Source organism: Leptospira bourretii, from assembly GCF_004770145.1.
Taxonomy (GTDB): domain Bacteria; phylum Spirochaetota; class Leptospiria; order Leptospirales; family Leptospiraceae; genus Leptospira_A; species Leptospira_A bourretii.
This window is the reverse complement of record NZ_RQFW01000012.1, coordinates 242,995-269,637: the sequence shown is the minus strand read 5'-3', so window position 1 is coordinate 269,637 and position 26,643 is coordinate 242,995. Positions and strand designations below refer to the sequence as shown.

26 protein-coding genes and 1 pseudogene are annotated in these 26,643 nt (G+C 36.6%); 15 read left to right on the top strand and 12 right to left on the bottom strand.

What is annotated here, in order from left to right:
• The first annotated feature begins 16 nt into the window (after positions 1-16).
• The 6 genes and pseudogenes from EHQ47_RS08695 (at position 17) to EHQ47_RS08670 (ending at position 3,365) form a co-directional block, all read left to right on the top strand.
• Positions 17-601 carry a YdcF family protein gene (locus EHQ47_RS08695; RefSeq protein ID WP_135776979.1) on the top strand — a complete coding sequence of 195 codons (585 nt, stop codon included), beginning with the start codon at positions 17-19 and terminating at the stop codon, positions 599-601.
• A 21-nt stretch (positions 602-622) separates the two neighbouring features.
• Positions 623-1,219: pseudogene (locus EHQ47_RS08690) on the top strand (dihydrofolate reductase family protein).
• 38 nt (positions 1,220-1,257) lie between these two features.
• A complete protein-coding gene (locus tag EHQ47_RS08685; protein WP_135748276.1) occupies positions 1,258-1,617 on the top strand; it encodes a nuclear transport factor 2 family protein in 360 nt (119 codons plus the stop codon).
• Positions 1,618-1,654: 37 nt separating this feature from the next.
• Entirely contained in the window at positions 1,655-2,161 is a 507-nt protein-coding gene (locus EHQ47_RS08680; RefSeq protein WP_135748275.1) for a hypothetical protein, read from the top strand.
• A 12-nt stretch (positions 2,162-2,173) separates the two neighbouring features.
• Positions 2,174-2,689, top strand: a complete 516-nt coding sequence (locus EHQ47_RS08675) for a VOC family protein (RefSeq protein WP_135748274.1) — start codon at positions 2,174-2,176, stop codon at positions 2,687-2,689.
• Between the two features lie 7 nt (positions 2,690-2,696).
• Entirely contained in the window at positions 2,697-3,365 is a 669-nt protein-coding gene (locus tag EHQ47_RS08670; protein WP_135776978.1) for a YdcF family protein, read from the top strand.
• Between the two features lie 168 nt (positions 3,366-3,533).
• On the opposite strand, the gene add is transcribed toward EHQ47_RS08670, so the two are convergent.
• Positions 3,534-4,886, bottom strand: a complete 1,353-nt coding sequence (gene add / locus EHQ47_RS08665; RefSeq protein WP_135749945.1) for an adenosine deaminase — start codon at positions 4,884-4,886, stop codon at positions 3,534-3,536.
• Positions 4,887-5,042: 156 nt separating this feature from the next.
• Here add and EHQ47_RS08660 point away from each other — a divergent pair, with 156 nt between their 5' ends.
• On the top strand, positions 5,043-6,236 hold the full coding sequence (locus EHQ47_RS08660) for a DegT/DnrJ/EryC1/StrS family aminotransferase (RefSeq protein ID WP_135777078.1): 1,194 nt from the start codon (positions 5,043-5,045) through the stop codon (positions 6,234-6,236).
• A 6-nt stretch (positions 6,237-6,242) separates the two neighbouring features.
• On the opposite strand, the gene EHQ47_RS08655 is transcribed toward EHQ47_RS08660, so the two are convergent.
• From EHQ47_RS08655 to EHQ47_RS08645, 3 genes are read right to left on the bottom strand one after another with little or no spacing between them, the layout of a single operon-like run.
• The gene (locus tag EHQ47_RS08655) at positions 6,243-6,962 is read right to left on the bottom strand and encodes a hypothetical protein (protein ID WP_135748277.1); all 720 of its coding nucleotides are present in this window, start codon (positions 6,960-6,962) and stop codon (positions 6,243-6,245) included.
• A 55-nt stretch (positions 6,963-7,017) separates the two neighbouring features.
• Positions 7,018-8,415 carry an NHL repeat-containing protein gene (locus EHQ47_RS08650; protein WP_135748278.1) on the bottom strand — a complete coding sequence of 466 codons (1,398 nt, stop codon included), beginning with the start codon at positions 8,413-8,415 and terminating at the stop codon, positions 7,018-7,020.
• Positions 8,412-9,341, bottom strand: coding sequence for a site-2 protease family protein (locus EHQ47_RS08645; protein WP_208727413.1), 930 nt, complete (start codon positions 9,339-9,341; stop codon positions 8,412-8,414). The genes EHQ47_RS08650 and EHQ47_RS08645 overlap by 4 nt, the downstream gene beginning before the upstream one ends.
• A 361-nt stretch (positions 9,342-9,702) precedes the next feature.
• Here EHQ47_RS08645 and cysE point away from each other — a divergent pair, with 361 nt between their 5' ends.
• On the top strand, positions 9,703-10,419 hold the full coding sequence (gene cysE, locus EHQ47_RS08640; protein WP_135748280.1) for a serine O-acetyltransferase: 717 nt from the start codon (positions 9,703-9,705) through the stop codon (positions 10,417-10,419).
• On the opposite strand, the gene EHQ47_RS08635 is transcribed toward cysE, so the two are convergent.
• On the bottom strand, positions 10,416-11,330 hold the full coding sequence (locus tag EHQ47_RS08635; protein WP_244290271.1) for an SHOCT domain-containing protein: 915 nt from the start codon (positions 11,328-11,330) through the stop codon (positions 10,416-10,418). The genes cysE and EHQ47_RS08635 overlap by 4 nt on opposite strands.
• On the opposite strand from EHQ47_RS08635, the gene EHQ47_RS08630 reads away from it, so the two are divergent.
• Positions 11,329-11,757 carry a hypothetical protein gene (locus tag EHQ47_RS08630; RefSeq protein WP_135748281.1) on the top strand — a complete coding sequence of 143 codons (429 nt, stop codon included), beginning with the start codon at positions 11,329-11,331 and terminating at the stop codon, positions 11,755-11,757. The genes EHQ47_RS08635 and EHQ47_RS08630 overlap by 2 nt on opposite strands.
• On the top strand, positions 11,732-12,955 hold the full coding sequence (locus tag EHQ47_RS08625; RefSeq protein ID WP_135776976.1) for an LIC10025 family lipoprotein: 1,224 nt from the start codon (positions 11,732-11,734) through the stop codon (positions 12,953-12,955). The genes EHQ47_RS08630 and EHQ47_RS08625 overlap by 26 nt, the downstream gene beginning before the upstream one ends.
• 63 nt (positions 12,956-13,018) lie before the next feature.
• Here the strand turns inward: EHQ47_RS08625 and EHQ47_RS08620 are convergent, their stop codons facing one another.
• The 6 genes from EHQ47_RS08620 to EHQ47_RS08595 form a co-directional block, all read right to left on the bottom strand.
• Complete coding sequence (locus EHQ47_RS08620) at positions 13,019-13,624, bottom strand: anthranilate synthase component II (RefSeq protein WP_135776975.1); 606 nt, start codon at positions 13,622-13,624, stop codon at positions 13,019-13,021.
• 64 nt (positions 13,625-13,688) lie between these two features.
• Positions 13,689-15,071 carry an anthranilate synthase component I family protein gene (locus tag EHQ47_RS08615; RefSeq protein ID WP_135748284.1) on the bottom strand — a complete coding sequence of 461 codons (1,383 nt, stop codon included), beginning with the start codon at positions 15,069-15,071 and terminating at the stop codon, positions 13,689-13,691.
• Between the two features lie 110 nt (positions 15,072-15,181).
• A complete protein-coding gene (locus EHQ47_RS08610) occupies positions 15,182-15,757 on the bottom strand; it encodes a superoxide dismutase (protein ID WP_100721201.1) in 576 nt (191 codons plus the stop codon).
• A 108-nt stretch (positions 15,758-15,865) separates the two neighbouring features.
• On the bottom strand, positions 15,866-16,708 hold the full coding sequence (locus EHQ47_RS08605; RefSeq protein WP_135748285.1) for an inositol monophosphatase family protein: 843 nt from the start codon (positions 16,706-16,708) through the stop codon (positions 15,866-15,868).
• A 12-nt stretch (positions 16,709-16,720) separates the two neighbouring features.
• On the bottom strand, positions 16,721-17,611 hold the full coding sequence (locus EHQ47_RS08600; protein ID WP_135748286.1) for an LIC_10030 family protein: 891 nt from the start codon (positions 17,609-17,611) through the stop codon (positions 16,721-16,723).
• A 24-nt stretch (positions 17,612-17,635) separates the two neighbouring features.
• The gene (locus tag EHQ47_RS08595; protein ID WP_135776974.1) at positions 17,636-19,618 is read right to left on the bottom strand and encodes a beta-galactosidase; all 1,983 of its coding nucleotides are present in this window, start codon (positions 19,616-19,618) and stop codon (positions 17,636-17,638) included.
• Positions 19,619-19,693: 75 nt separating this feature from the next.
• Here EHQ47_RS08595 and EHQ47_RS08590 point away from each other — a divergent pair, with 75 nt between their 5' ends.
• From EHQ47_RS08590 to EHQ47_RS08575, 4 genes are read left to right on the top strand one after another with little or no spacing between them, the layout of a single operon-like run.
• Positions 19,694-20,548: an Hsp33 family molecular chaperone HslO gene (locus tag EHQ47_RS08590; protein ID WP_135748288.1), complete on the top strand. Its 855-nt coding sequence runs from the start codon at positions 19,694-19,696 to the stop codon at positions 20,546-20,548.
• Positions 20,545-21,003 carry a tRNA (adenosine(37)-N6)-threonylcarbamoyltransferase complex ATPase subunit type 1 TsaE gene (gene tsaE, locus EHQ47_RS08585; protein ID WP_135748289.1) on the top strand — a complete coding sequence of 153 codons (459 nt, stop codon included), beginning with the start codon at positions 20,545-20,547 and terminating at the stop codon, positions 21,001-21,003. The genes EHQ47_RS08590 and tsaE overlap by 4 nt, the downstream gene beginning before the upstream one ends.
• Positions 21,000-21,671, top strand: coding sequence for a tRNA (adenosine(37)-N6)-threonylcarbamoyltransferase complex dimerization subunit type 1 TsaB (tsaB, locus tag EHQ47_RS08580; protein WP_135776973.1), 672 nt, complete (start codon positions 21,000-21,002; stop codon positions 21,669-21,671). Before tsaE ends, tsaB begins: the two co-directional genes overlap by 4 nt.
• 4 nt (positions 21,672-21,675) lie before the next feature.
• Positions 21,676-23,868, top strand: coding sequence for a ribonuclease R family protein (locus EHQ47_RS08575; RefSeq protein WP_135776972.1), 2,193 nt, complete (start codon positions 21,676-21,678; stop codon positions 23,866-23,868).
• A 20-nt stretch (positions 23,869-23,888) separates the two neighbouring features.
• On the opposite strand, the gene EHQ47_RS08570 is transcribed toward EHQ47_RS08575, so the two are convergent.
• Positions 23,889-25,595, bottom strand: coding sequence for an alkaline phosphatase family protein (locus tag EHQ47_RS08570; RefSeq protein ID WP_135776971.1), 1,707 nt, complete (start codon positions 25,593-25,595; stop codon positions 23,889-23,891).
• Between EHQ47_RS08570 and EHQ47_RS08565 the strand changes: the two genes are divergently transcribed.
• Positions 25,555-26,643 carry a CapA family protein gene (locus tag EHQ47_RS08565; protein WP_244290270.1) on the top strand — a complete coding sequence of 363 codons (1,089 nt, stop codon included), beginning with the start codon at positions 25,555-25,557 and terminating at the stop codon, positions 26,641-26,643. The two genes, EHQ47_RS08570 and EHQ47_RS08565, sit on opposite strands and share 41 nt — an antisense overlap.

The window sequence follows — 26,643 nt, the reverse complement described above, 5'->3', positions numbered from 1 at the left end:
TAACAATAAGAAATTCATGTCACTTAAACAATTCGAAGTAAAATTTATCTCATTAACGAAGGTATTTTCTTTCTATTTATTAGTTTCATTCGGTTATATCCTTTATCATGGATTAACAGAAGAAAAAGACTTAAAATCAACTTTTGCTCTTGTACTGGGTAATAAAGTAGAACTAAATGGAAAACCTTCGGATCGATTACAAGCAAGATTAGATCGTGCCGTTGTTCTTTATAAGGAAAATTTAATACAGAAAATAATAGTCTCTGGAGGAATTGGAAAAGAAGGATTTGACGAAGCAAAAGTAATGAAAGAATATTTAATAGCAAACGGCATAAATGCAAATCAAATCATAGCAGACAATCTAGGTTACACTACGGAAAAATCCGCAGAAAATTTAAAGGAAATCTTGAAATCGCATGAATCGGAACCAATTCTTATCATTTCGCAGTATTATCATCTTCCTAGAGCAAGTTATCTAGTAAAAAGAGCAGGATTCAATAATATCAAAACATCTTACGCCAGATACATTGAAATACGTGACTTATATTCCATTTTCAGAGAAACAATCGCTTTACCTTATGTTATGATTCTGAATTTATAAATTTCACCGAAGAACTTTGTCATGAGAAAAATAATCGTACTCGAATTTCTTACCCTTGATGGTGTGATCCAAGCTGGCGGTGGGCCAACAGAAGATACCAGTGGTGACTTTGTTTATGGGGGATGGCAAGTTCCCTATTCAGATGATGTAATTAATTAGGTCATGGAAAGGCAAATGAACTTGCCCTTTGATTTGTTGTTAGGCCGAAAAACCTTTTCTATTTGGGCACCATATTGGCCCGAACATAGTGAAATCTGGCCAAGTGTTATGTCTGTAACGAAGTACGTTGTTTCCAATACGATGAAATCTCATACATGGAATCCCTCCGTCTTTTTAAATGGAAACGTAGTAGATAAAATCAAAACACTCAAACAGGGAGATGGCCCAAACTTACATGTTTATGGAAGTGCCAACCTTGTTCAAACTCTGATGCAACATGATCTGGTGGATGAGTTTTGGTTAAAAATCTATCCACTAACACTGGGTAGTGGTAAAAGGTTATTTGCCGAAGGAACCATCCCTGCTTCCTTTAAACTTACGGAGAGTCAAATCTCGCCAAGTGGAATTATTATCGCTAATTACAAACGAGCAGGCGCAGTTCAGACAGGAAGTTTTTGAATGATTACTACCTAAGTATTTATAGAAATGAATCTCTTATGAATCAAAAAACAAGCATAAGCTTAATCGATACACAACTGAAAGCATATAACAATAAAGATATTCATTTGTTTCTGCAATGTTGGGACAAAAATGCAAAAATATACCTACACCCGACTACTTTAATTGCAGATGGACTTGACCAAATTAAGGAAAGACATATAATTCGTTTCCAAGAACCAGACCTTTTTGCGAGGTTGATTTCTAGACAAGTGTTTGGTGATACAATTGTAGACCAAGAATTAGTTACTAGAAATTTTCCAGAAGGCAAAGCTGTGGTCGACGTATTAGCAATTTATGAAATAAAAAAGAAACTGATTGTTAATGCTTGGTTTTTAATTGGTGATCCGAAATTTTAGCGTAAAATTTTTAAATTCAAAATATAGGTGAATAAAAATGGTAAACCTGTTCAAAAAGAATATAGATTTTACAGGTAACTTCAATTCTTTATTTCCCTTTGTCTTTTTCATTCACTGTAACTATCTGTCAATTGGGCCAGATTTCATCAATGGATTGGAAGCAAACCAAAGAATTTCCAGCAAAGTTTTTTCTAAATTGCACAGTTGTAGTTTGGTAAACTATTCATATAACGAAAGCGATACGAATCCTGATCCTCTCCGGAGGTCTCTTTCTAAAGAAACAAACAACTCTCTTTTTTTGTTTATACATTTAATTACTCGTTTCGAAGTTTTTAATCACTATTCTCATTACAAAACTGAAGATATTGACAGATGTGCAAAAGATATTGAATTTTATCCATGTGACCAATTCACCACAAGATGGTTAAATGATCCTAATTTTGGTATTTTCATTGCCAGTCTCGTATGTTATGATGTGAAGGCATACATTTCACCGATTAAAAATATAATCATACGTTTAGATGAATTAGAGGAAAAAAATTAAGGAAGGAATACCATGGCAGCACCAAAGAAGAAAAAAACGAGCAAAACAAAGGCAAAATCTAATTTGAAAAAGTTAGATTACCGAGCCAATCCAACTCATAGCATCACTCCCTTTCTAATGTTTAATGCAAATATTGAAGAAGTGGCAAAGTTCTATGCATCGGTTTTTAAAAAGTCAAAAATCATAACAGCAAACCCAATGCAAGGGGAGTTCATTTTAAACGGACAAAAGTTTACTGCTTATAATGGTGGACCTGAGTTCAAATTCACTTGGGGAGTTTCCTTTATGATCAGTGTAGAAACTCAAAAAGAAGTTGATTATTATTGGAATGCTCTTTTAGCGAATGGGGGAAAAGAAAGTATGTGCGGTTGGCTTCAAGACCAATTTGGTATGTACTGGCAAGTGACCCCAAAAATTCTTTTAGAACTAATTTCGCATAAAGATCCAATCAAAGCAGAACGTGCCACGCAAGCCATGTTAAAAATGAGAAAAATTGACATTGCGACGTTGAAAGAAGCTGTAAAATAATTAGAATTTGTTTTTACTTTCTCATCGAGAAATATCGGATAAAGATTTAGAATCTGCTTCCATCATTTGGGATTTTTTAGTTCAAAAAGATGATCTTAATAAAGCAGATTTAATTTTTGTCTTATGTAGCCATGACATAAGAATTGCTAAGTACGCTTGCGACCTCTACAAAAATGGTTATGCCAATCATATTCTATTTTCGGGGGGACTCAATTTTTTTACTAAAAACGTATTCTCTGATTCAGAAGCTGATTCTTTTGCTCAGTTTGCTAAGAAGGAAGGTATTCCTATAAAAGATATCATCGTCGAAAATGAATCTACCAACACAGGTGAAAATATTCATTTTACAAAATCTTTGTTAAAGAAAATGAATATTACAGTGAGCTCGCTAATAGCAATTCAAAAGCCTTCTATGACCTTAAGAGTAAAGTTGGCTTTGGACAAACAATGGCCAGAAAATAGGTTCATCATCTCTGCACCAGAATACTCTTTATTAGATGCACCTCATCAATATATGAATCTTTATATGATTATAAACGAAATCGTAGGTGATTTACAAAGAATCATTCTGTATCCCAAATTAGGATTTCAGTCTGAAATTTTTATTCCTGAGTCTGTTGAATATGCCTTCAATTATCTCATTTCTCGAGAGTATAACTTACACTTAATTCGCTAATTAAAATTATTGTTAACAAATTCAATTTCAAAAGATTTAAAAACCAAAAACTCACAAATGAAGGATATATTAAAAAAACCTCAAATGATATACCGGCTGAATTCAATAACAATTGAATTTTCAATAAACCTATAACTCTAAAATGAACGGAACTATCTGGAACTCAAACTAAACAGCTGTTACTTGTTTATCTGAAACTAAATTATATTTCAATTTAATCTGTTCTATCTTCTCTTCCATAGATTTCCACAAAGATTCTTTTTCTGGATGGAAGGTACAAAGCACACCTTGTCGCACCAAATCAATAATCTCATCGATTGAAAAATCTAAGAAACGATAGAGTTTAAAAAATTCATAAGTAAGATTAACATTAAAGATATCTGGATCATCTGTATTGATACACAACATCAAACCTTGGTCATAATAATATCGAACTGGATGGTTTTGTTCCTTACGAACGTATTTTCCAGTAAAGACGTTAGAGGTAACACATATCTCAATTGGAATACGATTTTCCTTCATGTAACGAACAAGTTCAGGATCTTGGATGGCAGAAGTCCCGTGACCTATTCTTTCCGCCTTACAAAGATTTACGGCATCCCAAATCGCCCAAGGACCATCATCTTCTCCAGAGTGGGCCACACATCGTAATCCAGATTCGCGTGCTACTTTGAATACTTCAGAATAATCCTTAGCGGGACCCATAAGTTCAGCTCCACCAAGTCCAATTCCAATGACTTCTTTATGTTTTAATCCCAAAACACGTTTGAGATTGTTCATCGCATTTTCTGGACCAAAGGAACGAGAAACGTCAACTAACAAACGAATGGTGATTCCATCTTTGACTTCAATTTGGCGAATACGATTTACCATCACTTCAACCATCTCATCAAAATCTAATCCATTTTGAATGAACTTAGAAGGAGCAAAAAACGCCTCACAATAAACTATATTATTGGAACGTAAATAATCAGCTAAACTATCGATAAAATACCCAAGGTCTGAAGCTTCTTTTACTGAACCTTGCACAAAGAAAAATACCTGTATAAAACCATTCAAATCTTTGAAGTTGTATTTATCTTCAAATTCTTGATCTGTAACTTCAATGCCGTTCTTTTTATAAAGGAACTTTAAAGTTTCTTTATTCACGCAAGCTTCCAGATGTAGATGAACTTCTGTTTTTGGAATTTCTCGAATGAAGTTGATGACATCTTGTTCATTCGGATGAGCAACTGATAAATCTCCAGCAAGTAAAGACTTTCGCTCTTTTAAAATGGATGTTTCATCAGCGGGTTCCAATCCTTCTTTGGAAAGTAACCAAAGAGGTGGATGTAAAATCGGGAGTTCCATTAAAGAAACTCGCTCGTTTAACAAAGTATTAATTTGTTTATCGAATGTAAGCTGGATGGTAGGCGAGTACGGTCTGTCAGCTGGCAGACGACTCTTCAAACGATTGAGTTCTGCAATGTCACGGTCAATGACGGCAATACGATTTAAAATCTCAGAAAAAGGAACTTCCATGTTCCAGGAAAGAATGCGAAGTTTCCTAGGTGTCTACAAGTAGATTTTTAGAGCTTGGGTGAAAATCCCTATTTAGCTTTCAAAAATCCCGTCGATAGGAAGTTTGGGGGCGGAAAAGACTGGAAATTTTTTCCGAATTATGTCGTATAAATGAATATGCTCACATCTCGCAAAACCTTCCTACCGTTTGCTCTGCCTTCGATTTCCGAAGATGCGATTGAAGAAGTCGCCCAAGTGCTTAGATCGGGCTGGGTCACTTCAGGTCCCAAAGTCAAACAATTCGAGATGGAGTTTGGCGACTTTGTTGGTAGCAAAGAAACCATCGCTGTCAACTCTGCCACGGCTGGCTTACATTTAGCCTTAGAAGCCATCGGTCTGACTTCAGAAGACGCTGCCATCACAAGTTCTATCACCTTTACGGCTACAGCCGAGGTCATTTGTTATTTCGGAGCAGAACCCATCCTAACTGACGTTGATCCCATTCACAATCTCATGACTCCAAACAGGTTACGAGAAACCATTGAATCCAAATGCAAATGGAACGGAAAAGAACTCAAAAGCAAAAAAACAGGAAAACGTATCAAGGCAATTATGCCGGTTCACTTAGCAGGATATACCTGTGATATGGAAAGCCTGATTTCTATCGCAAAGGAATACAATTTATACGTAATTGAAGATGCAGCCCATGCCTTCCCAGCAGTTCACAAAGATAAAATGATTGGAACTTGGGGAGATTTTACCGTTTTTAGTTTTTATGCCACAAAAGGAATCACAACTGGAGAAGGGGGGATGGTCACTACTTCTCATAAGGAAGCGGCAGAACGAATCCGAAAGATGAGACTTCATGGAATTAACCGTGATGCGTTTAACAGACCAGGTTGGTATTATGAAGTGGTGGATGCTGGTTATAAATATAATATGACCGATATCGCTGCAGCTCTCGGAGTCGTACAGCTAAAGGAATCACATGGATTTTGGGAACGTCGAACGGAAATTGCAAAACATTATAATGAAGAATTTATTTCATTAAAAGGAATCAAACTTCCTAAAGAAGATTCAAATGGAATTCATAGTTGGCATCTCTACCGCATTGAAGTAGATCCAAAAATTGCAAAAGTAGGGCGCGATACATTAGTAGAAGAGTTAAAAGAAAGAAATATTGGGACAAGCCTTCACTTCATTCCCATCTTCGAACATCCTTATTATAAAAAAACTTTCCAATACAATCGCAAAGAATATCCAAATGCTTGTCAGATGTATGATAAATCGGTTTCACTACCACTATTTGCCGGAATGACAAAGTCTGATGAAAAAGATGTGATTGATGCAGTAAAAGATATTTTAGGATAACCAAAGTTAATTGGAAGACTGTGCGGTTCGGTTTAAATAAAATTCCGAATCGTACAATTTCAGTAATTCAACTAATCCTAAAATAAAATCGGTATCTGTGCCATCTGCTTTTCTACGAAGCCAAAACCCAACGAGTTCCTTCACGATTTGGGCATCAATTGATTCATCACCTTTTCTATAAACAAATCTAGATGATTCTTCTGGATCCTCATTGTCTGTAAAGGCAGGATACAAAAATAAAATAAACCGATCCAAATAATAAGGATCCAATCGATCCTCTTCCACTAACATCAGATAACGATCTGCTTCTTTTCTAAAAAACTTAGGATTAGAATCTAATTTCTGATAAACAATAAAAAACTCTCGAGCAGTGCTTCGAATCGAACTTTCATAAATGGGCAAAGTGATTGTATACAAAGTTTTGTTTGTTTTTGCAGGAAGTAGAAATTCTCTAAGTTTTATTGGAAATTCTGGATGATAATGTCCGAAGGAATTACTCGAGTTTAATTCTAGATAGTATTTTGTATGTGGACCAGATTCAAAAATTGGGATATCCAAATATTCGGAAAGTTTTCGGAAACTTAAAATAGTTTGGATCTTACAAAAGACTTTGTGATAGGAAATTTCCTTTTCACAATACAACCCCAATTTAGGAAATTGCACCCACGTAGACTCAACTAAATCTCGAAATTTTGTTTCCCTTTCTATTGTTTTATCAACAAACACTGAATCAACTTTTTGACTCAGTGGTGAACAAACGATTAAAAAGAATACCGAAAGTTTACTTAATTTTATAAGTAATTTCTGCAGGCAAATTTTCCCATTCAGAATTGACATCCTTTCGAAAGTATACTGGAGAAATGGACGATTTGGAATTCAAACTTTGAAATAAAATTAAATCTGTTTCTTTTTTTTCAAAGTACCGTTTGTCGGTATTACTTCCCAGTCCCAAATCAGCTATTGGTATCCAACCGTAACTCAAAAGAAAAATAGAAAGAGAATCTTGAATTGATTTTGGTTTTCCTTTTTCGAAACGAATCATTCGAAATGGTTGGATTGGGACTCCTAATTCTTTCATTTTATCTTTAAAATCATTAATACTAATACTTGTTTGTCGTGCCTGGTAAATTGCATCTAAATAGTCTCGGGGTAAAAGTTTTAACTCTTCTTTCGTTTTTTCATAAAAGGCAGTAACATCCCCAGGATATGCAGCCTCTTTATCTAAATATTCATCAGTAACATAATATTTGATAAATTGGTTTTTTGAAGAAAACTTATACTTTACGATTTGTTCTCCCGGTAAATCCTCAATGGATAGTTTTTTCAGATGGACTCGATTTCGTTGGATGAACGATGGTTGGTAAGTTGCATCTGTAAATTTTACACCACGAATTCTTTGTTGTTCATTTGAAGGTGGATGGAGGATTGCAATCTGTGCCTTTGACAATGAAACAGAATCCAATTTGAATTTTAATGATACTTCTAAGTTATATTCTTCTTCACCAGAGGCAATGAATCGTTCTGTTTCAATGAAGGGAATGTTTTTAATTTCTTTATTTTCACGATCGACCACCCAAAGTTTAGAGCCACTGAGTAAAACCCCACGCAATGAACGAAGATTTGTTTTAATGGATCCAGTGATTTTACCGGATTTGGTATCGTATCGATAGATACTATTGTCAGCAGAATCAGAGATCCACAAAGAATCTCTCCCATAACAAATGTCACGTGGTCTAGTCCGATCTGTAAAAAAACCGCCAATTAAAAGCGAAGAAGACTGGTCATAAATTTGAACCTTTCCAGAATCCAAATCTAAAATATAATAATAGTTTCCTACGCTTGCAATCCCTGCCACGTTTGAAAGAGGAATTTGGATTTTGTCAGTGATACCACCGGAATTTGGATCCAATTTTAAAATTTGTTTTGGAGCTACAACGAGGAGTTTTCCCTCGCGAGAATCAAAACTAATTCCACGAAGGTTTGCAAGTCCTAAGTTAAAAATCTCTTGTTCGCCAATTTCATTGATTTTGATAATGGCGCGACGACTGGTATCAATATACCAAAAATTAACTCCGTCCCAAGCAAGACCATATGCTTTGTCTGTAAGTTTGTATTCTTTGCTCTCTTGCGCAAAAAGACTCAGTGATAGTGCTAAAAATAAAAATAAAATACGAATCATAATTCCAATCCAATGTAATGAGTCATCAGACGAAAAATATCGTTGAGTAATGAAGAATCGTTAAACTCTGATCCTAATATAATTGGTTTCGGAACAAAAATAATTAGGAATGCTACTAACATTGTAACTCCAAAATAGAATCGAAATTTTCCAATCCCTGAGACAGAATCGCGTATAAATGGATGTTCCACCTTAACAACGAAGTATATAATAAAACCCCAAAGTAACCAAGTAAAATGGATTAAAGAAAAAATAAGAAATAACACAAATAAACGATGAATCCATTTTCGATATCCTTCGCCAAACATGGAGTATATGACATGTCCTCCGTCAAGTTGTCCAAAAGGCAAAAGATTTACAGCTGTGATGAGAAGTCCTACCCAACCTGCTTTGGCAAGAGGATGTGCTTGTATATCCATTGTCGAAAGATCGATGGGTCCAAGAATCCATTGTGTTGTAAAATAAGTGAACAAACTATCTCCAAAAAATAAAAAACCAGAACGATCGAAATCAGGCGGAATTTCAATTACCTTTGAAAGACTAATGCCCACTAACCAAGCAACCATCGAAAGAACCAAACTCGCCGTAGGCCCACCGATTCCAATATCAAATAAAACCTTTTTGTCCGGAATCTGTTGTTTGATTTGGATAACGGCACCCATAGTACCAATCGGTCCAACTGGCAATGGAATAAAAAAAGGCCAAGTGGCGTTTACTCCATAAAATCTTGCTGGAAGATAATGTCCCATTTCATGAGCCAGTAGAATCAACAAAAGGGAAGCAGAATATGGCCAGTTTTCAAAAAACATAAGTTTATAATTCTCTAATGTTTGTGGAACCTGAGGATTAAGAAAAATATCTGAGAATGTTAACGTAAAAAAAGTTAAGATAAATAGGAGAATGTGTATTGTTTTTTTTGATTCCAAAATCGGAACAACCTAGAAATTTATTTCTACTCGAAAGATTATAGAACCTAACTATAGAATCAATTAGAAACAGAATTGCCATTAGAAATTTGGTAGCTATCGATCGAACTGAACTTCATTCAGAGACAAACGATCCCATGAGCATTTGATAAAACTGTGTCATTTCCAATCAAATTGGCAAAGTTCTTTGAGAATTTCGGAATTTATAAAAAAGAAAAATTTCTTCCGCAATTCAGGTCATAGGAATCTATTGAACAAGTGAATTTTCTGTTCCCACCCGCAATCCCCGTCTTCATTAAATCTTTCCCAACCTTCGGAAAAGTTGACTCGTCTAATCAGTAATTTTAAAACCAACTAATCAATGTTCGAAAATATAAGAATCATCAAAAAATTTGACCCTGCGGCAAAATCCTATTTGGAAATTGTTCTCTGTTACCCAGGTCTACATGCCCTTTGGCTGCATAAATTTGCACATTTGCTTTATATACTCCGATTGCCCATCATTCCAAGACTCGTAAATTACATTAGCCGATTTTTAACCGGAATTGACATCCATCCTGGCGCAAAAATTGCCCCAGGAGTTTTTATCGACCATGGTTCCGGAGTTGTCATCGGAGAAACTGCCATTGTAGGAAGTGGATCTTTGATTTTCCAAGGAGTGACACTTGGAGGAACAGGGAAAGAATCTGGCAAACGGCACCCTACCATTGGGAAAAATGTCGTCATCGGTGCCGGTGCGAAAGTTCTCGGAAACATCACAGTCGAAGATCATGTTCGTGTGGGTGCTGGATCAGTTGTTATGCGAAATGTTCCCGCAGGTTGTACCGTGGTGGGAATTCCAGGAAAAGTTGTCAAAGCAGGCGACGTTGCCTCTGACAGTGTAGAACAAATGTTAGAACATAATCAAATGCCAGATCCAATCGCTAAAGTTTTTTCTGTTCTATTGGAAAAAGTGGAAACACAACAACAGCTCATTAACAAATTATATGAGAAACAACAACTTCTAGAAAAATCATCCACTGATGCGCCAGAAGATGACCGTTTCATCCAAGAGTTCATTCATGGAGACGGAATTTAAAATTCTTTTAAGAGTTCTGTTTTTTTCCTTTCATATTCTTCATCAGTGATGAGTCGGTTCTTTCTCATTTCCTCTAAGGTTTTGAGTTTTTCGGGAACTGATTTCCACTGGTCTGTTGGAGGAGGATTCTCCTCTTCTTTTGGATACCGAAAAAGAGGAGGATTCGGCATTAAGGCCGGCACGTTAAACACAACAACGTTTCCATAGATGGCATTTTTGGATAAGTTTCTATTTTTATAGATACTAGTATGTTGTTTGTCTCTTAACCAAAGTTCTGGCCTATAGATTGGTTTGATTTTTGTAGGATGAAAAATCACCCAATCCTCAAATGAATACTGTGTTTGAAAACTGATGTTTGTATTGATCTCGTGAAATAACAAAACAAGTCCCTCTTCTGTTCCTAAAACATAAAAACTTGTCTTTAAAATTTTTACATTGGGAGAAAGAATATCATCAAGTTTAAAAATACACAAATATACCCTGGGTTCCGGGTTAGTTACAACTCTCTCTGCAAACTTTTGGATTTCAGGAAGAAGGGAATCAGGAACCAGAGTTTCCCAATCTTCATACGCAAGGACTCCACGTTTGTATTGAATGGACTTTAAAACGGTTGGTAGTGCCTCAAAATTTTTGGTATTGATTTTCAGTTTAGAAATTTCTTCGGGAAAAATATTCCTCCATTCCTCTTCCTCCACTTCAAAAAAGGCCAAAGATGCGGAAGAATCAATCAATTTGATTTTACTTGTGAAACTGGAACATCCCAAGATAAAAAAAATCGGAATCAAAACGATGGAAATTTTTGCACTTGCCGTTAATGAATTTATGAATACATTAAAAACCGTGACTCGGTTGGTTCTTTTTGTATTGGCATTATTGTTCGCGTCAAACGAAGAATGGAGTGCAGAGCCCATGCCACAATTTCACATGAAGGATCAATATGGGCAATCGTATTCTGAAACCTCAGTGAAAGGAAAACCAGTGGTCTTAATGGGCTGTTTCCTTCGCGACCTTGAACTTTGTAGAAAACTTGGCAGAAAACTATATTGGAAAATGCAAAATTTACTTTGGAAGGATAGTTCCAAAGTCCAGTTCCTGCTCTATTTAGATTTTCGCGAAACCAACAAACTTGTAGAAGATTATTTAGAAGAATCAAAAACAAAACAATACGAAAGTATTCTTTTAGATCGAAAAGGACATCTAACCGATGGTCTAAGAAAAGGCGAATCGTATTTAAGAATTTATAACAAATCAGGCAAATTGATTTCTTCCTCATATCAAGAACATATGGAGAATGATCTCATCGAAGAAATATATGGTATTCTCAAAAAAGAACTATAACATAAAAAAATATCTCATCTGGACTTTCGTTTTTTTCTCTGTCGCAAATTGTTTTCAAAAAAATGAAAACCACTACCAATTTTGGAAAGGTTATGACCATTTACAACGTTCCATAAAATCTACTTCCAAAAACGAAATCTACTTTGCTGCCCTTGCTGGTAGTTTAAGTGAAGAAAATGAATCACAACTCCAAAAAACAGCCGACGGATATCCTTTCCTTTCTCTCTACGGAACACTGGATCAACAACAAAACTGGAATCTTCATTGGAATGAACCAGAACCACCTAAATATGATTATCTGGCCAAAGTAATATACACTCCAAAACTTTGGGAGGAAAAAGAAATTTATTCTGTGGAACGAAAAATCATCCATAAGTTAAACGGTTATCAACCCAGAGATTTTTTTACTTGGTTACACGACTTTGCTTTGGCAATTGATGATCATAACGCTTATCAAGCATTAAAAGCAACCTCACAAAACCTTCAATTTCTTTGTGATGTTATGCAATGCCATATCACAGAAAATGCAGAATGGCATACTTTGGAATTTACAATTAATGATGATACCAAAGCGCAATTTCCTGGTTTTTATAAACGGACAGGATCACGATTGGAAAAAACCAAATTAAACCTTGAAATCTGGGACAAATTCAATCCAACCCATAAATTAAAAATTACAAACCAAGGGAAAACCATCCAATTTCATTTTCCTATCAATCCACCTAAAGAATATTTTTTATCTCCAAAAGAGATTCATTTTTTGGGTGATATTGAAATCAGATCATTTGGAATCACTGCCAAAATTCAAAATTTGGAATACAAATTGAAAACAACTTTTGATAAACAAACGGACACACTAGACGGACATTTTGTACGCATTGGGAAAAAAGAAATTAATGGAAATTTTTTCTACGTCATTCCCCAGGGTTTTGTAAATTTTTTCATCCCAGGAAATATGGATGAATACTTTAATGATTTTTTCACCTTACTCATCCAAGGAACCCAAGGCCGAGGTGGATCACAAATTCATGTTACCTTTAGAAAAACTGGAAAGGGACAAATCAATACAATCACTACTTATAATGAAATCAAACGAAAACGATTTTCATTGTTTGGTGGAGACGATTCCCAAAAGGCAAGTAACGATTTTGATTTTTTTGCTTCCTGGGAAGAAGCAATGTTAAAGGATCTAAAGTAGAATCAAAAAAAAAGATTCTACTTTTTGAATTGAATATCCACTAGTTTTGATTAGACGGCAAAACTAAGAATTAATAAAATTTCTCAGTAAGTCTTTGCCTTCTTCCGAACCAAAAGATTCTGGATGGAACTGAACCCCTTCAATTTTTAAGGATTTATGACGAAGGCCCATGATTTCACCCTTCCCTTCCCCGGCAGAAACCCGAGCTGTAATTTCTAAATCCTTAGGGAGTGAAGTTTCTTTTGCCACCAAGGAATGATAACGCATAATTTCTATTCCTTGCGTTAAACCAGAGAAAACACCCTTTCCATCATGTTCAATGGGTGAAAGTTTTCCATGCATGGCTATATTGGCCCGAACCACTTCGCCACCAAACACAGTTGCCATTCCTTGCATTCCAAGACAAATTCCAAGCACTGGCGTAGTTTTTCCTAACTCTTTTAGAATATCGGCACTCACTCCAAAATAGGCAGGGTCTGCTGGATGGCCGGGACCCGGTGATATGATGATCTTATCATAGTTAGCTGACTTAATCCATTCGAAAGGTTTTTCATCGTTTCGGATGACATCCAATTGAAAAAGTTCTTCTCTCTCTTCGAGGATTTCGCCTACGATTTGGTAAAGATTGAATGTAAAAGAATCATAATTATCTAGAATGAGCACTTTCATTTTGGTTTCTCCGTTTCCCTGTTATACCGGCAACTTCGTTTTGTCATTTTAGTTCGCGACCCAATTAAGGAGCTTTATGCAAATCTAAAGCTTTGCGAACTGAAGCCATTTTATTGATGATTTCTTGGTATTCGTCTTCTGGTTTGGAATCAAAAACAATCCCTCCTGAAGCACGAACAAATCCTTTGTTTCCATTTACAAAAAAACTTCGAATCGGAATGGCAAAGGTACAATCTCCATTCAAACCAAAACTTCCCACAGCTCCGCCATAAGGACCTCGAGGTGATTTTTCAATTCGTTCAATGATTTTCATCGATTCAATTTTCGGAGCACCAGAAAGAGTACCGGCTGGAAACGAAGAAGCTAATCCCGAAAACATATCTTCTTTTGAAGAAAGAATTCCTACCACTTCACTAGAGATATGTTGCACATGAGAAAACCTTTTTACATCAAAACGTCTGCGAACCTTTACGGTTCCAAATTTAGCCACTCGCCCCACATCATTACGATGAAGATCAATTAACATATTGTGTTCTGCAATTTCTTTTGGGTCGGTTAAAAGTTTACGAGCAAGAAGAGTGTCTTCTTTAGCATCAACTCCGCGTTTGGTGGTTCCTGCCAAAGGAAAAGATTCCATTTCCCCTTGTCTCAAACGGAAGAGTAATTCTGGGCTTGCACCCAAAATGGCACGAGATCCAAATTTTACATAATACATATGAGGAGATGGATTGATTTCCCTTAGTGTCTCATAAATCGCTAATGAGCTTCCTTCTACATTATATATTTCTTCAAATCCAATTTGGCATTGAAATGTGTTTCCCGCCTTTACTTCTTCTAAAGCCTCTTCCACCATCTGCTTATGAACTTCCTTAGATAAACCAGCCTGAAGTAAAGAAACCTTTGCTTGTGGTTTTTGGGATTTGTCTTTTTTTATCTGTTCTAAGATTAAATTCACTTCTTGGATGCGGTTGGTTCCATTATCAAAGTAAATGAGTTCTCCAGTAAATTTATCATAAATGAGTCCATCCAAATACAATCCGAAAATCATCGCTGGGAAGTCAGGATGTGGTTCAAGTTTCAGTTTTGGTTCAAAAAATTGCATACTTTGGTAACCAAGATAACCGACAAATCCACCCGCATAACTAATGCTTAGCGAATTATAATCTGTAAGTTCTCTTAATGCAAAATAAGGATTCTCAACAGAGTATTTTTTTCCATCGATTTCTAAAATTCCAGGTTCTCCCAAAATGAGATGCGATGGTTGGAATCCAATCACTGAGTAACGAGAATCGTATTGGTTGTCCCCTGCTGATTCGAGTAGGAAACAATTCTCGTATTTTGCTTCAATGACCCGAAAGAGTTCCCAAAACTCGATTCCTTCCGGCAAAGTTAGAGAAGTGTAATTTGGTTTTTTGGGGATCTTGATTTTCGGAAGTGTTTGGCTCATAAAAAACTCTGTATTAGGTACCAAGATTCATTTTGAATCTTTTAAAGAAATAAAAAAGGCAGGTCCGGATTCCGGAACCTGCCTTTCGACGTGTGAATTTGAATCCGTTCTTATTTTAAGTTTTGGTTTGCAAAGTCCCAGTTTACTAAATTCCAGAATGCTTCTACATATTTTGGACGAGCATTGCGGAAATCAATATAGTAAGCATGTTCCCAAACATCGATTGTCAGCAAAGATTGGAGTCCATCTTTCAAAGGGCTACCCGCATTGCTTGTGTTCACGATTTCAACACCGTCACCTTTTTTGACAAGCCAAGTCCAACCTGATCCAAAGTTAGTAATGGCCGATTGAGAAAACTTTTCTTTAAACGCATCAAAAGATCCAAAGGATTTTGTGATTAAATCAGCAACAGCACCTGTAGGAGCTCCGCCACCTTTAGGGGAAAGGGAATGCCAGTAGAAAGTGTGGTTCCAAATTTGCGCTGCGTTATTAAAAATTCCACCAGATGATTTTTTTACGATCTCTTCAAGTGTTGCATTTTCAAACTCAGTTCCTTTGATGAGGTTGTTGAGGTTTGTAACGTAAGTTTGGTGGTGTTTTCCATAATGAAACTCTAAAGTTTCAGGTGAAATGTGCGGAAGAAGTGCATCCTTTGCATAAGGAAGTTCTGGGAGTTTATGTTCCATGATCGGTCTCCTGATGGATTCAAGTGTAATTGTATTTTGTATCTAGTATGGATCGCAAAAGCAAATCGTAAACTAAAAAAGTAGAACGATTCTAATCGTTCGCCTCTATTAATTTCGACTGACTGTAGAACGAACTGTCTTTAATAAATTTAAAATTTCCGAGTGCAAAACTCCATTGGAAGCTACTAACTCAGGAAGTCCGGTATAATAATGGACTCCATTTAAATCGGTCAATTTCCCACCTGCTTCCGTAAGGATCACTGAAATGGCTGAAACATCCCAATGTTTTACAGTTTTTTCCCAAATGGCATCCATCACACCTTCTGCAATGAAACAAGCATCCAAAACAAAAGAACCAGTTCTACGAAAGGACCTTGCATACGTTAAAAACCCGGATAAGTCAGCCATAATCTCCTGGATCATGTGCGCTCGTTTTGTGGGGAGATTGGGAGAAAAAATGGCTCGGTTTAGTTCGGAAATTCTGGAGGTAACAATGGGTTCTCCATTTTTATAAGCGCCCTCACCCAAAACTGCGGAGTATACAGATTCTTGTGGAGGGACAATGACCACACCACCAACGGGTGTTTCTCGATGTTCCAAACCAAACGAAATCGCATACAAAGGAAGTCCCCGAACAAAATTCATTGAGCCATCCACTGGATCCAAAACCCATTTGAAGTCACCACCATCAATGGTTGGTTTGTCTTCACAAATGATTCCATCTTTCGGAAAGGACTTCTGTAAAAAACGAATCAAAATATCACCTAGTTTTCCATCGGCGGCATCGATACGTTCTTTTTCATCAGCATCCGTTTCGGAACGAATTGAGGAAACTTCTCGTTGGATTTTTTTAGCTTCATGGATGATACCCATCGCATTTGCTTTTACATATTCGATCCGTTTGATGGTTTCATCTACGGGGAAATTAATGGTTGGTGAAGAGATTCCCATACTACCTACTTATTATTTATCGGATGATTTTTGAATGACTTTCCATAAAATATTACCGGACTTCGACTGCGTCCTTTCCACTTCAAATGAAGAGAGATATTCATGATATTTTTTTAACATATCTTCAGGAATTCCTGCTTCTGTTTCGGTGAGGATTGGATAAAAATTTCTAAATTGTTGGATGGTTTTTGGCAAACTAGGGATTAAAAACCGAAGCGACAAAGATAAATAATCAATTCCGATCGGAGAATAGATCCTACCTAATTTCCAAACTTCAGAGCTAATTCCTAATTCTTCTCGGATTTTCGATTCCGTTTCCGAAAAATCAATTTCGTCAAAAATTTCTGAAAACCTTCGGATTGGTTTGTTATCATCTTTTTCCGATTCAACACGGAATATTCCACCTTGAAATCGTTTTGCTTCAAAGTCAGTAATGTCTTCCCCGTCTTCTTTCGTGGAATGAAGGTGAATGATTTTGGTTTGAAAGTACAATCTGTCCGTGATAATGGATGGAGTCATATTTTGAGAGCCAGGTTTTTTGATTTCTTCCGACTTGGCCCCACCTAAGTACAACATATCCACAGAAAACACATACAAAAAACGAGAAGATCCAAATAACATAGGCCGAACAAAAAACAATTTCCCTGTCTCTCGTTTGGGTCTTGGTTCCGGCAATAAACAAGTTCCTTCTATTGCTTCTGGAATATACTTTAAAACTGTTTGAACAAAATCTTTGATATCACCAAACTCGGGTTGTGTGACAGAAGTACCTGGGATAACAAATCGATCAGGAAACTGAATATACGGTGTATGTAGATTATCTACATAAATTTCACCTGGTTTATTTTTTCCGGATGTTTCGTTTAAAATCCGATTGATTGTTTTAAAATCTTGTATTCTCATCTTCTATTTTAAAATACCAAAGTTTTATTTGGGAATTCTTTTGATTTTGTAACCAAACGGCTTTAAAATCGAAAGCCCAGCCAACTTATATCGGTTAGAGTGGTTCATTGTAATTTCATAATTGAATTGTTTTCCTTCTCGGTAATGACGTTCAATTGTCGCACCAAGAAAACCAAAGGAAACCCCTGCTCCCTTCAATATCTTTCTATATAATAATATAAAACTTTCTGGTGTGAGAGAGGTTCCCACATAATAAACCTTTCCTTTACCAAAAGAATTCACAGTGATCGCAGCTTTACCGGAATAAAACTTTTTTGAATCTTTATATCTCGCTACGACTTTGGCCGTTGTTGGCTCCAAAATTTCACAGAACTTGGATCCTTTGAGAGGTAAAATCCCCATTCGGACTCCCACTTTATCTGTTGCTGGTGCTTCAAACTGAAACACCTCCACTCCAGTCATTTCTCCAAAAACTCCCGGAACCGGTTCTTCTACCATCCAATGGTCTTTGTCTTTGATTCCTGCTCGATAACCAAGAACCAAAGTGCCTCCATTTGTTACGTAAGTTTTTAATTTTTCTACAATCGATGGATCAAACATTGTATAAAGTGGCAATGTTAATACTTTATACTTTGACCAATCGTTTTCTACACTAATGGGAAGAGAATGAGCATTTACATTTAAAACATTGGTGCCAGCAAACCAAGTAGCAAGTTCAATATCGTATCCAACTTGGGCAAAGGGAACTGGAGAAAATTTTAAACCATCACTCAAAGGTTGGTGTTTGTAATTACGTGAATTTTCAATATCGTGTAAAATTGCCACCTCAGCTTTGTAAGGTAAATCTGCAATATCCGATGCAAACTCACTAATATCTTCAATGGTCTTTTTTAACTCAAAATATTTGGATGTTTTTCTTTTTCCGTGATCTAAAATCCCATAACAAAGTTGTTCCTGACCGAAACGAGCTGTGCGGTAACGAAAGAAATAGATTTGATTTGCACCATTCACAATGGCCTGTGTGAGCCAAAGACCAATTTGTCCTGGTGGCGGAAGATAACCCAAAGTATCATGGCCTTGTACACCAGAGAATTGTTCCATCACAGTGTATGGTTTGTTTTTTAAACCTCTCGAATACTGTTGTGTAGCAGTCACCAATGGATGTGGATATGGTTCTTGTTGGTTTCCCCAGACAGGATAGTTGTCCCAAGACACATAGTCCAATTTGGAAAACATCTTTTCCATATCCGTGATTGGTAAAAAAGGAGAAGGATAAAGATTTGTAGTGAGTGGTTTTCCTTTGCTGTACTTTCTTAAAATTTCAGCTTGGAAATGAATGTAAGAAACCAATTCGTCCGATTGGAATCTATAATAATCTTGGATCATTGCCGGATTGAAATTACTAGCCACATGAGCCGCTGGTAATGGAATTTCGTTCCAATCCGTGTATAAAACTCCCCAAAAAACGTTCCCCCAACGTTTGTTAAGCGAATCTAAAGTTTTGTATTTTGTCTTTAACCAAGTTCTAAAGTTCTTTAATGCTAATGGTGAATAATCAACATCGGATCCTTCGTGCCCTGGTTCATTGTCAATTTGCCATCCGACAACCGCTGGGTGGTTTCCAAAATGTTTGGCCATTGCAGTAACGATTCGTTCCGTGGCTTTTTGATAAGCTGGGGAAGAAAAACAAGCCTGACGTCTAGTTCCAATCCCTCTAATGATCCCATCTTTAGATACCTGAACAATTTCTGGAAATTTTTTGTACAACCAAGGGGGAAAGGTAGCTGTTGGTGTGCCAAGAATGGCAGTCATTCCGTGGTCTTGGACTTTTTTTAAAACCGCATCAAACAAAGAAAAATCGAATTTTCCTTCCTTGGGTTCCATCAGTCCCCAAGCAAATTCTGCGAGCCTTACCGACGAAAGACCCATCTCTTTCATAATTTTTAGGTCTTCATCCCAATCCTTAGGGTTCCATTGTTCGGGGTAATAACAGGCGCCAAAGATCATATTTTTCCTTTTTGCGATTGCAGAATCTATCTTGTGACACAGACTGAATCAGAAAACACCCCTTTCAATCAAATAATGTCTGACCAAGTTATTTTAGGTATATCCAACACCCACCACTATCGATTTACTTTAGTCGATTTGACAGAAACTGCCAAAGAACCTATGTTTCTTCATTCTCTGAACAAAGAAATGTCCGTATTCCTTTCTAAAACCATGATGGGTGCGTTGTTTCTCGCAGAGATGACGAAAAACCAACAAAAGGTAAGCATCCAATGGAAGGATGATTCCAACAAACAAGCCTTAGCCTACAGCGATCGTTACGGTAAGATGAAATCTGTTGCGTATTCTGCAAGCCACGAAGAAGGAGATATCCGAAACGAATTTATTTTGGGCCAAGGGATCATGAAAGTGATTCGTTGGGATTTTGATTCGGATACATACCAGTCTTATACAAACCTAGTAGAAGACACATTCGAAGTAAATTTTATCAAATACTTAACTGAATCAGAACAAATCAAAGCCATAGTAGGAATGGAAGTTTATCCTTTTGATTTTCCTGGAAATGATTTTTCCGCAAAAGGTTTGTTCTTCGAAGCACTTCCCGATGCACCAGAAGAAAGTTTTAAGTATCTGATTTCCAAAATCCAACCCCTTGTCAAAAAAGAAGCTTTTTGGGCACTCAGTATTGATGATATGTTAACCTCTCTCCAAACAGAAATCGGATCCGAGTTGGAAGTTTTAAGCAAAGAATCTCCCGAATTTTTATGCGATTGTTCCAGACATAAGGTAGCAGATATCATTGCTTCCCTTGGCAAACAAGAAGCAGATTCTATCATTGATGAATTTGGAAAAATTGAAATCACTTGTGAATTTTGTAGAACTGCTTACCAATTTGATTCCTTCGATGTGGAGAAATTCTTTAATCAATGAAGGCTAGTTTTCTCTCTCTTAGAGAATCGGAACTAAACCCAGTCTTTCTCAGTTTGGACCAATTGGTGGATCAATTTTTAAAAAAACACAAATTCCCTGTTTTACTGATTTCGGGCGAAATGGGCGCAGGCAAAACTACTTTTATCCGAGAATGGTATAGCCGATTTGGAACCGAAAGTTCTATTAATTCCCCTACTTTTTCTTTGTACAATATATATGACTCGCCTAACTTTCGCTTGTATCATTTTGATTTGTACCGGATCAAAGTTTTAGAAGAACTAGATGATTTAGGATTTGAAGAAATCTGGGGAAAAGAAGGAGTTTCTGCGATCGAATGGTGGCAAATTGCCGAACCTTATCTTCCTAAATCCAATCGAATCCATTTGTCAATTGAATCAGGTTCCATAGAAGTTCGTTCCTATACTTTGGAATGGTCGGAAAAGGAAATTCAATGAACGTGCTCTACTTCGATACCACCCAGGATTGGATTCAGGTTCTGGTTGCTACACATTCCGACGGATCCCCATTGCAAATCCTTTCAGAACAAACGGAAACGACACCCAAAGAATCTTCTTTTAAGTTAGTCGAATACATCCGTTTGGCTCTGGAAAAGGCAAAAATAAAAAAACCAGATCTTATCATTGTAACAAGTGGACCTGGCTCTTTTACTGGCATTCGCATAACAGTGACTACAGCAAGAGATCTTTCCCAATTATGGAATATTCCAGTATTCGGTATGGATAGTTTAGAAGCTTATTTAATGGGGGTGGCCCGAGAGAAAATAGCCGAAGGAACATCCTTACTTTGTTTGGATGGGAAACAAGGAAAGTACTACACAAAGTATAAATCCGAAAATGGCTTTTTAGATTCTTTTGATCTGACTCCTGAATCCATCGAAGCAAAAATCAAAACGAACGAATGGACACCTAACAATTGGTATTATACTGGAAATTTGCCTGAGTTTTACCCTCCATCTGCAACAAAAATTGAAGCGACAAACCTTAATCTTTCGTCTATACTACAGTATAGTTTGAAAGAATATTTCAAAACAGAACCTAATAAAAACGACTATTTATCTCTCCTGCCCAACTACATCCGCGGGACCTACGTAGATCACAAATGAATTTATGGATACCTATAAAATACAAAGAAAAATCATAGAATTTCTGGAGCAAAAGTCTGGAAAGGACATCACAAGACAAGAGATCAAAAAAAAATTTACCGAATCAAGTGAATTCAAAAGACCAGATCCGAAAACAAAGAAAGTTAAATCCTTCAAACGCAAAGAGAAAGTTCCTAGAAAAGAAATCGAATTTTTAATCGATCAACTTCTCAATTTGTTAGAAGCTGAAGGATTACTTATTCCGAATAAAAAATACCTAACGGTAGCAAGTCCCTTTCGCCTAACAGGGAGAATTTCTATTTCTCGAAGGGGTGATGGTTTTATTTCCCTTCCTTCCAAAAATGAAATTTTTGTTCCTGGCCCAATGACCAATTCCGCCATCACTGGTGACAAGGTAGAAGTCATTCCCTTGGGCGTTGGTAAAAAAGACAGGTTAGAAGCAGAAGTCACAAACATCGTCAAACGTGGCCGTGTTCTTTACCGAATGCGAGTTAGAGAAAAAACAAACAAATTTGTTTTTGGAAATTTTCTCGATATGCTCGGAGAAGGTAAAGAAGGAGTTCTTCATGTTAAGTCTATTTTGAAAGACACTTTTGATTCGATTCAAGTGAACGATATTTTAATCGTAAAATTTAAAGAAGGAGCCATTCCTCAGGAAAATCTTTACGATGTCAGTTTTATTCGCTTCGAATCGGATACGAAAGAAGACGGCGACTTACAACGGATTTTAATGAAATACAATTACGATCCTGTACATCCAGACTTCATTCCTTTAGAATTTCCTGAAGAAGTGTCCGAAAAAACAGTTACTGATTGGAATACTAGGACCGACTTACGAGACTTATATGCTGTTACGATCGATGGAATTACAGCCAAAGACTTTGATGATGCAATCAGTTTTGTCGATGAAGGAAACAGGCTTCGTGTTTGGATTCACATTGCTGACGTTTCTTATTATGTAGAAAAAGATTCACCTCTCGATAAGGAAGCTTATGAAAGAGCCACTTCGGTTTATTTAGCAAACCGTGTGGTTCCTATGTTGCCACCCATTTTATCAGAAGACCTTTGCAGTTTGGTAGCCACCACCAATCGACTTGCTTTTACCGTAGAAATGGAAGCAAGTAAAACTGGTGAAATTTACAATGCAAAGTTTTATAAATCTGTCATCAAAGTAAATACAAGATACACTTATGAAATGGCAGAAGAAGAAATCAAAGCCAAAGATCCCAAAAATTGGATGTACCAAGTTTCGCAATTCACAGAAGCCCTTCGCAAACGAAGAATGGAAGCTGGTAGAATTGATTTAAACTTACGAGAAACCACAATCACTTGGAACGAAAGAAAAGAACCTATTGGGATTGAAAATCGCGAACGCCTAACAAGTCATATATTAATTGAAGAGTTGATGTTGTCTGCTAACTTGAAAGTAGATGAATTTTTAAGAAAAAGAAAAGCTCCTTCATTACATCGTATCCACGAAGCTATGGATGAAGAAAAACTAGAAACCCTAAACCATTTTCTGCAACTGAATGGTTATAACATCCAAATCAAAGATACAAGTTACGCAGAGATCATGAAAGCGGTGAAAGAAATTGAAGATGGTTCGGTGGGTAAAATCTTCAATTATCTACTTTTGCGAAGTTTTATGCAGGCATATTATGGGGCAGACCCGCTTGGCCATTGGGGGCTTGGTTTCAAGGACTATTGCCATTTCACTTCACCAATCAGACGTTATCCTGATTTGATTGTACATCGTGTTTTACAAGCCACACTTCTTGAAACCGAAAGAACTTATTCTGAAAACGAAATTGCCGTGATGGGACTGCATTGTTCGGAAGAAGAAAGAAGAGCTGCCGATGCGGAAAGAGACATCGTTAAAATCAAATCCTTTCGTTATTTGGAATCTACAGGAATAAAAGAGTTTAAAGGTTTTATCGTTGGGATCAGACCTTCCCAAATTTTTGTAGAATTGGATATTTCTAATTTGGAAGGAGTTTTGGACAAATCGGAATTCACCGACGAATTTGAAGTAGTCATCAAAAATGATTTCTCCTTTTATTCGAAAAAATATTCTAAAATATTTTTTATAGGTGATCCAGTGACAGTGAGCCTTGATCGGATTGATTTTGAAGAGATCAAAGTATTTCTTAAATTAAAAGATTTCAAAAAAGACGAAACCCCACTGAAAAAGAAATAAAGACAATTCTCGAATCTATTTTATAAAGATAGATTCGGGATTTCTTCTCGTTTCCAAACCTTTCTGAAAAACTTTCGATCATTTACCTGAATGGACATGATCTTTTGAATGATTGCCTCTTCAGTGATCTGATATGCCTTCATCAAATCTCTGTCCAAAGATAATTGAGAATGAGCCACCCACTTCACAAGAGAACGTTTTGTTCTTTCTGACTCTGGGAGAAGTTCATTCACAGTTGAGAAGAACTGCTCATGACTTAAGAATAAACCATTGGAAATTTCCGGCATGGGCGCAGCTCCATGATCTGCTGTTACCACCATTATAAAGTTATCACCGAAATTAGTTTTTAGATATTCGAATATAGTTTGAATTTCTTTATCTGTAGCTTTTAAAACTTGTTCTGCTTCTTTTGATTCCCATCCATACAAATGTCCGACGGCATCCGTAGCCTTCAAAGTTACATAGGCAAGATCGGTGATACCATCCTTATCTTTTTTTGTATTGATTATCGTTTCTGTAATGCTGTCTCGAAAAAGGGCTCCATCCATCTTTGCCTGAAATTCAGAACCTTGGAAGTGGTGGATTTTTGCGATCAAATCGATTGGATCTTTGGCTTCAAAGTGAGTCGATATGTCTTTTTTATGATTCAAATAGAATTGGTACAAGTTATACTTTTGTACTGATTTAGGAACAAGGAAGGCATCGTTATACGTCGACCAGGATAAACTTTTGACATCTTGCCAATAAACAAAATCGTTATCGGGAAGTTCTGTTGCCGAATCTTTTGAATAAAGGGAAAATAGTTTTCCATGTCCTGCCATACCCACTGCTGCCCTTGCCGCATAACATTGGCTTACGATGACAGGTTCATTATTCTTTGAAAGATCCCATTCATCAGCAAAACTCGGGACCTGCATTTCGCTCAAATCCCAATCTTTGTTTTTTCCTTGATAAACGGGTCTATGGAGAACCTTTCCATCTGCATATGTATAAATTTCATTCGAGAAAATTTTTGAGTCTTTAGGAAAGGCTCCAGTTCCAATCGCCATATGACCCACAGCAGTATGTGATTCCAAGTGAGCCACTTTTGCCTTTTTAAAGTAAGCAGCGTTGTTTTTTAAATCTTCAAGAAATGGATAAGCACCTTTATGTGCTTTGTAAAGTTGTCGTCCACCTTGATCAACTACAACGGTAACGATGATTTCTGGTTTTACCTTCTCGTTTTGGAATATTTTTTCTAAATAGGATACATCGATTGTATTCTTAAATGGAAAATCTAAGATTTTTCCATAGATAGAAGGAATATGTTGTTGGTTGATCTCATCAGAGTATTGCCCATTTCTGATCCACTTCGGTCCATAAATCCAAATGGGAATTTCGGTATCATAAAAATATTGAGTATAATGCGATGTGTAGTTTACTTCTTTCGAAAAATGTTCATCTTCGGCATCCAATTGCCATTGGTTTTTCAACTCATCCCAAGATAGATCATGGTCTTCTAAAATATTTTTTATTTCTTCTTTTGAATAATGGGAAAGAGTGATTGCATCCCTTGCCTCTCTATCAAAAATATTGAATGGAAATGGCGCTAAGATTAAATCTGTATCGGGCTGCATCGAAAGATAAGCAGCACGTTTATAATCCTTTTCCCAACCACAACTGGATAAAACCAAAATCAGACCAACTATGATTAAAATATTTCGTTTTTTATATTTTGGGTTTATCACTGTTCCCTTCCTATCTTGTTACACTCTTCCCGATGTTTACTTTACTAGGCAAGTGAGAATTAAAGTGGTTGGGGATCTCATGTGCCATAACTCACAAATCTCCTCTTATTATCTTTCAAAGACTAAAGAATATGATTCTAGTAGCAGTTTCGAATTCATTTCAAATTCATTACAAGATGCTGATTTAACCTTAGGAAATTTAGAAACAACAATCGCAAATGATCCAAATGAGTTTACTGGATACCCTCGATTTGGATCTCCTATCGGTTATTTAACAGGAATCAAAAACGCAGGTTTTGATATTTTATCAACAGCAAACAATCATTCTGCGGATAAAGGAGCCTTTGGAATTGATTATACGATCGATTCTGTGAATCAAATGGGAATGGTTCCTATTGGAACTTTCAAATCACATTCGGATTATCTAAATCGAAAAGATTTTTTTATCGAAGTGAATGGGATCAAAATTGCGATTTATAATTATACATATTCCACAAATGGAATTCCTGTCAAAAATGATCGAATCGTTCGACTTTTAAGTGAAAAACAAATTCAGGAAGATGTTAGTTTTGCCAAAGAAAATGGAATCCACTTTGTAATCCTTTGGTATCATTATGGAACTGAGTATGAAGAAAAACCAGACAAGTCACAAACCAAATGGGTTCAGATAGGTTTCGAAGCTGGGGCCGATATCATCATTGGAGGGCATCCTCATGTAGTGCAAAGAATCGATCACTTCCAGGAAGAAAAGAATGGAGAGGACAGACTTGTGGCCTATTCCCTTGGCAATTTTTTGTCGGCGCAAAATAGAGAGAACACCGATGGTGGGATTATTTTATCTTTTTCATTAGAAATAAACTCACAAAAAGAGAAACAGATTAAAAGTGTAAGTACGGAACCGGTTTGGGTTTACCCACACGGATATAAAATCATTCCCATTGTGAAATATGCGCAGAAGGAAATTCCAATCAAACTACCTAAACATTCAGAAAAAAAAATGTTTGGGTATGAAGCACACCTTAAAAAAATTCCGGGTCTCAGTTTTTAA

Coding starts and splice junctions, on each gene's coding strand:
- EHQ47_RS08600 (WP_135748286.1), bottom strand. CDS start 17,611: ATGAGAATACAAGATTTTAAAACAATCAATCGGATTTTAAACGAAACA.
- EHQ47_RS08685 (WP_135748276.1), top strand. CDS start 1,258: ATGAATCAAAAAACAAGCATAAGCTTAATCGATACACAACTGAAAGCA.
- EHQ47_RS08620 (WP_135776975.1), bottom strand. CDS start 13,624: ATGAAAGTGCTCATTCTAGATAATTATGATTCTTTTACATTCAATCTT.
- EHQ47_RS08565 (WP_244290270.1), top strand. CDS start 25,555: ATGATTAAAATATTTCGTTTTTTATATTTTGGGTTTATCACTGTTCCC.
- cysE (WP_135748280.1), top strand. CDS start 9,703: ATGTTCGAAAATATAAGAATCATCAAAAAATTTGACCCTGCGGCAAAA.
- EHQ47_RS08675 (WP_135748274.1), top strand. CDS start 2,174: ATGGCAGCACCAAAGAAGAAAAAAACGAGCAAAACAAAGGCAAAATCT.
- EHQ47_RS08650 (WP_135748278.1), bottom strand. CDS start 8,415: ATGATTCGTATTTTATTTTTATTTTTAGCACTATCACTGAGTCTTTTT.
- EHQ47_RS08695 (WP_135776979.1), top strand. CDS start 17: ATGTCACTTAAACAATTCGAAGTAAAATTTATCTCATTAACGAAGGTA.
- add (WP_135749945.1), bottom strand. CDS start 4,886: ATGGAAGTTCCTTTTTCTGAGATTTTAAATCGTATTGCCGTCATTGAC.
- EHQ47_RS08605 (WP_135748285.1), bottom strand. CDS start 16,708: ATGGGAATCTCTTCACCAACCATTAATTTCCCCGTAGATGAAACCATC.
- tsaB (WP_135776973.1), top strand. CDS start 21,000: ATGAACGTGCTCTACTTCGATACCACCCAGGATTGGATTCAGGTTCTG.
- EHQ47_RS08625 (WP_135776976.1), top strand. CDS start 11,732: ATGGTATTCTCAAAAAAGAACTATAACATAAAAAAATATCTCATCTGG.
- EHQ47_RS08660 (WP_135777078.1), top strand. CDS start 5,043: ATGCTCACATCTCGCAAAACCTTCCTACCGTTTGCTCTGCCTTCGATT.
- EHQ47_RS08610 (WP_100721201.1), bottom strand. CDS start 15,757: ATGGAACATAAACTCCCAGAACTTCCTTATGCAAAGGATGCACTTCTT.
- EHQ47_RS08590 (WP_135748288.1), top strand. CDS start 19,694: ATGTCTGACCAAGTTATTTTAGGTATATCCAACACCCACCACTATCGA.
- EHQ47_RS08630 (WP_135748281.1), top strand. CDS start 11,329: ATGCCACAATTTCACATGAAGGATCAATATGGGCAATCGTATTCTGAA.
- EHQ47_RS08635 (WP_244290271.1), bottom strand. CDS start 11,330: ATGGGCTCTGCACTCCATTCTTCGTTTGACGCGAACAATAATGCCAAT.
- EHQ47_RS08680 (WP_135748275.1), top strand. CDS start 1,655: ATGGTAAACCTGTTCAAAAAGAATATAGATTTTACAGGTAACTTCAAT.
- EHQ47_RS08575 (WP_135776972.1), top strand. CDS start 21,676: ATGGATACCTATAAAATACAAAGAAAAATCATAGAATTTCTGGAGCAA.
- tsaE (WP_135748289.1), top strand. CDS start 20,545: ATGAAGGCTAGTTTTCTCTCTCTTAGAGAATCGGAACTAAACCCAGTC.
- EHQ47_RS08615 (WP_135748284.1), bottom strand. CDS start 15,071: ATGAGCCAAACACTTCCGAAAATCAAGATCCCCAAAAAACCAAATTAC.
- EHQ47_RS08595 (WP_135776974.1), bottom strand. CDS start 19,618: ATGATCTTTGGCGCCTGTTATTACCCCGAACAATGGAACCCTAAGGAT.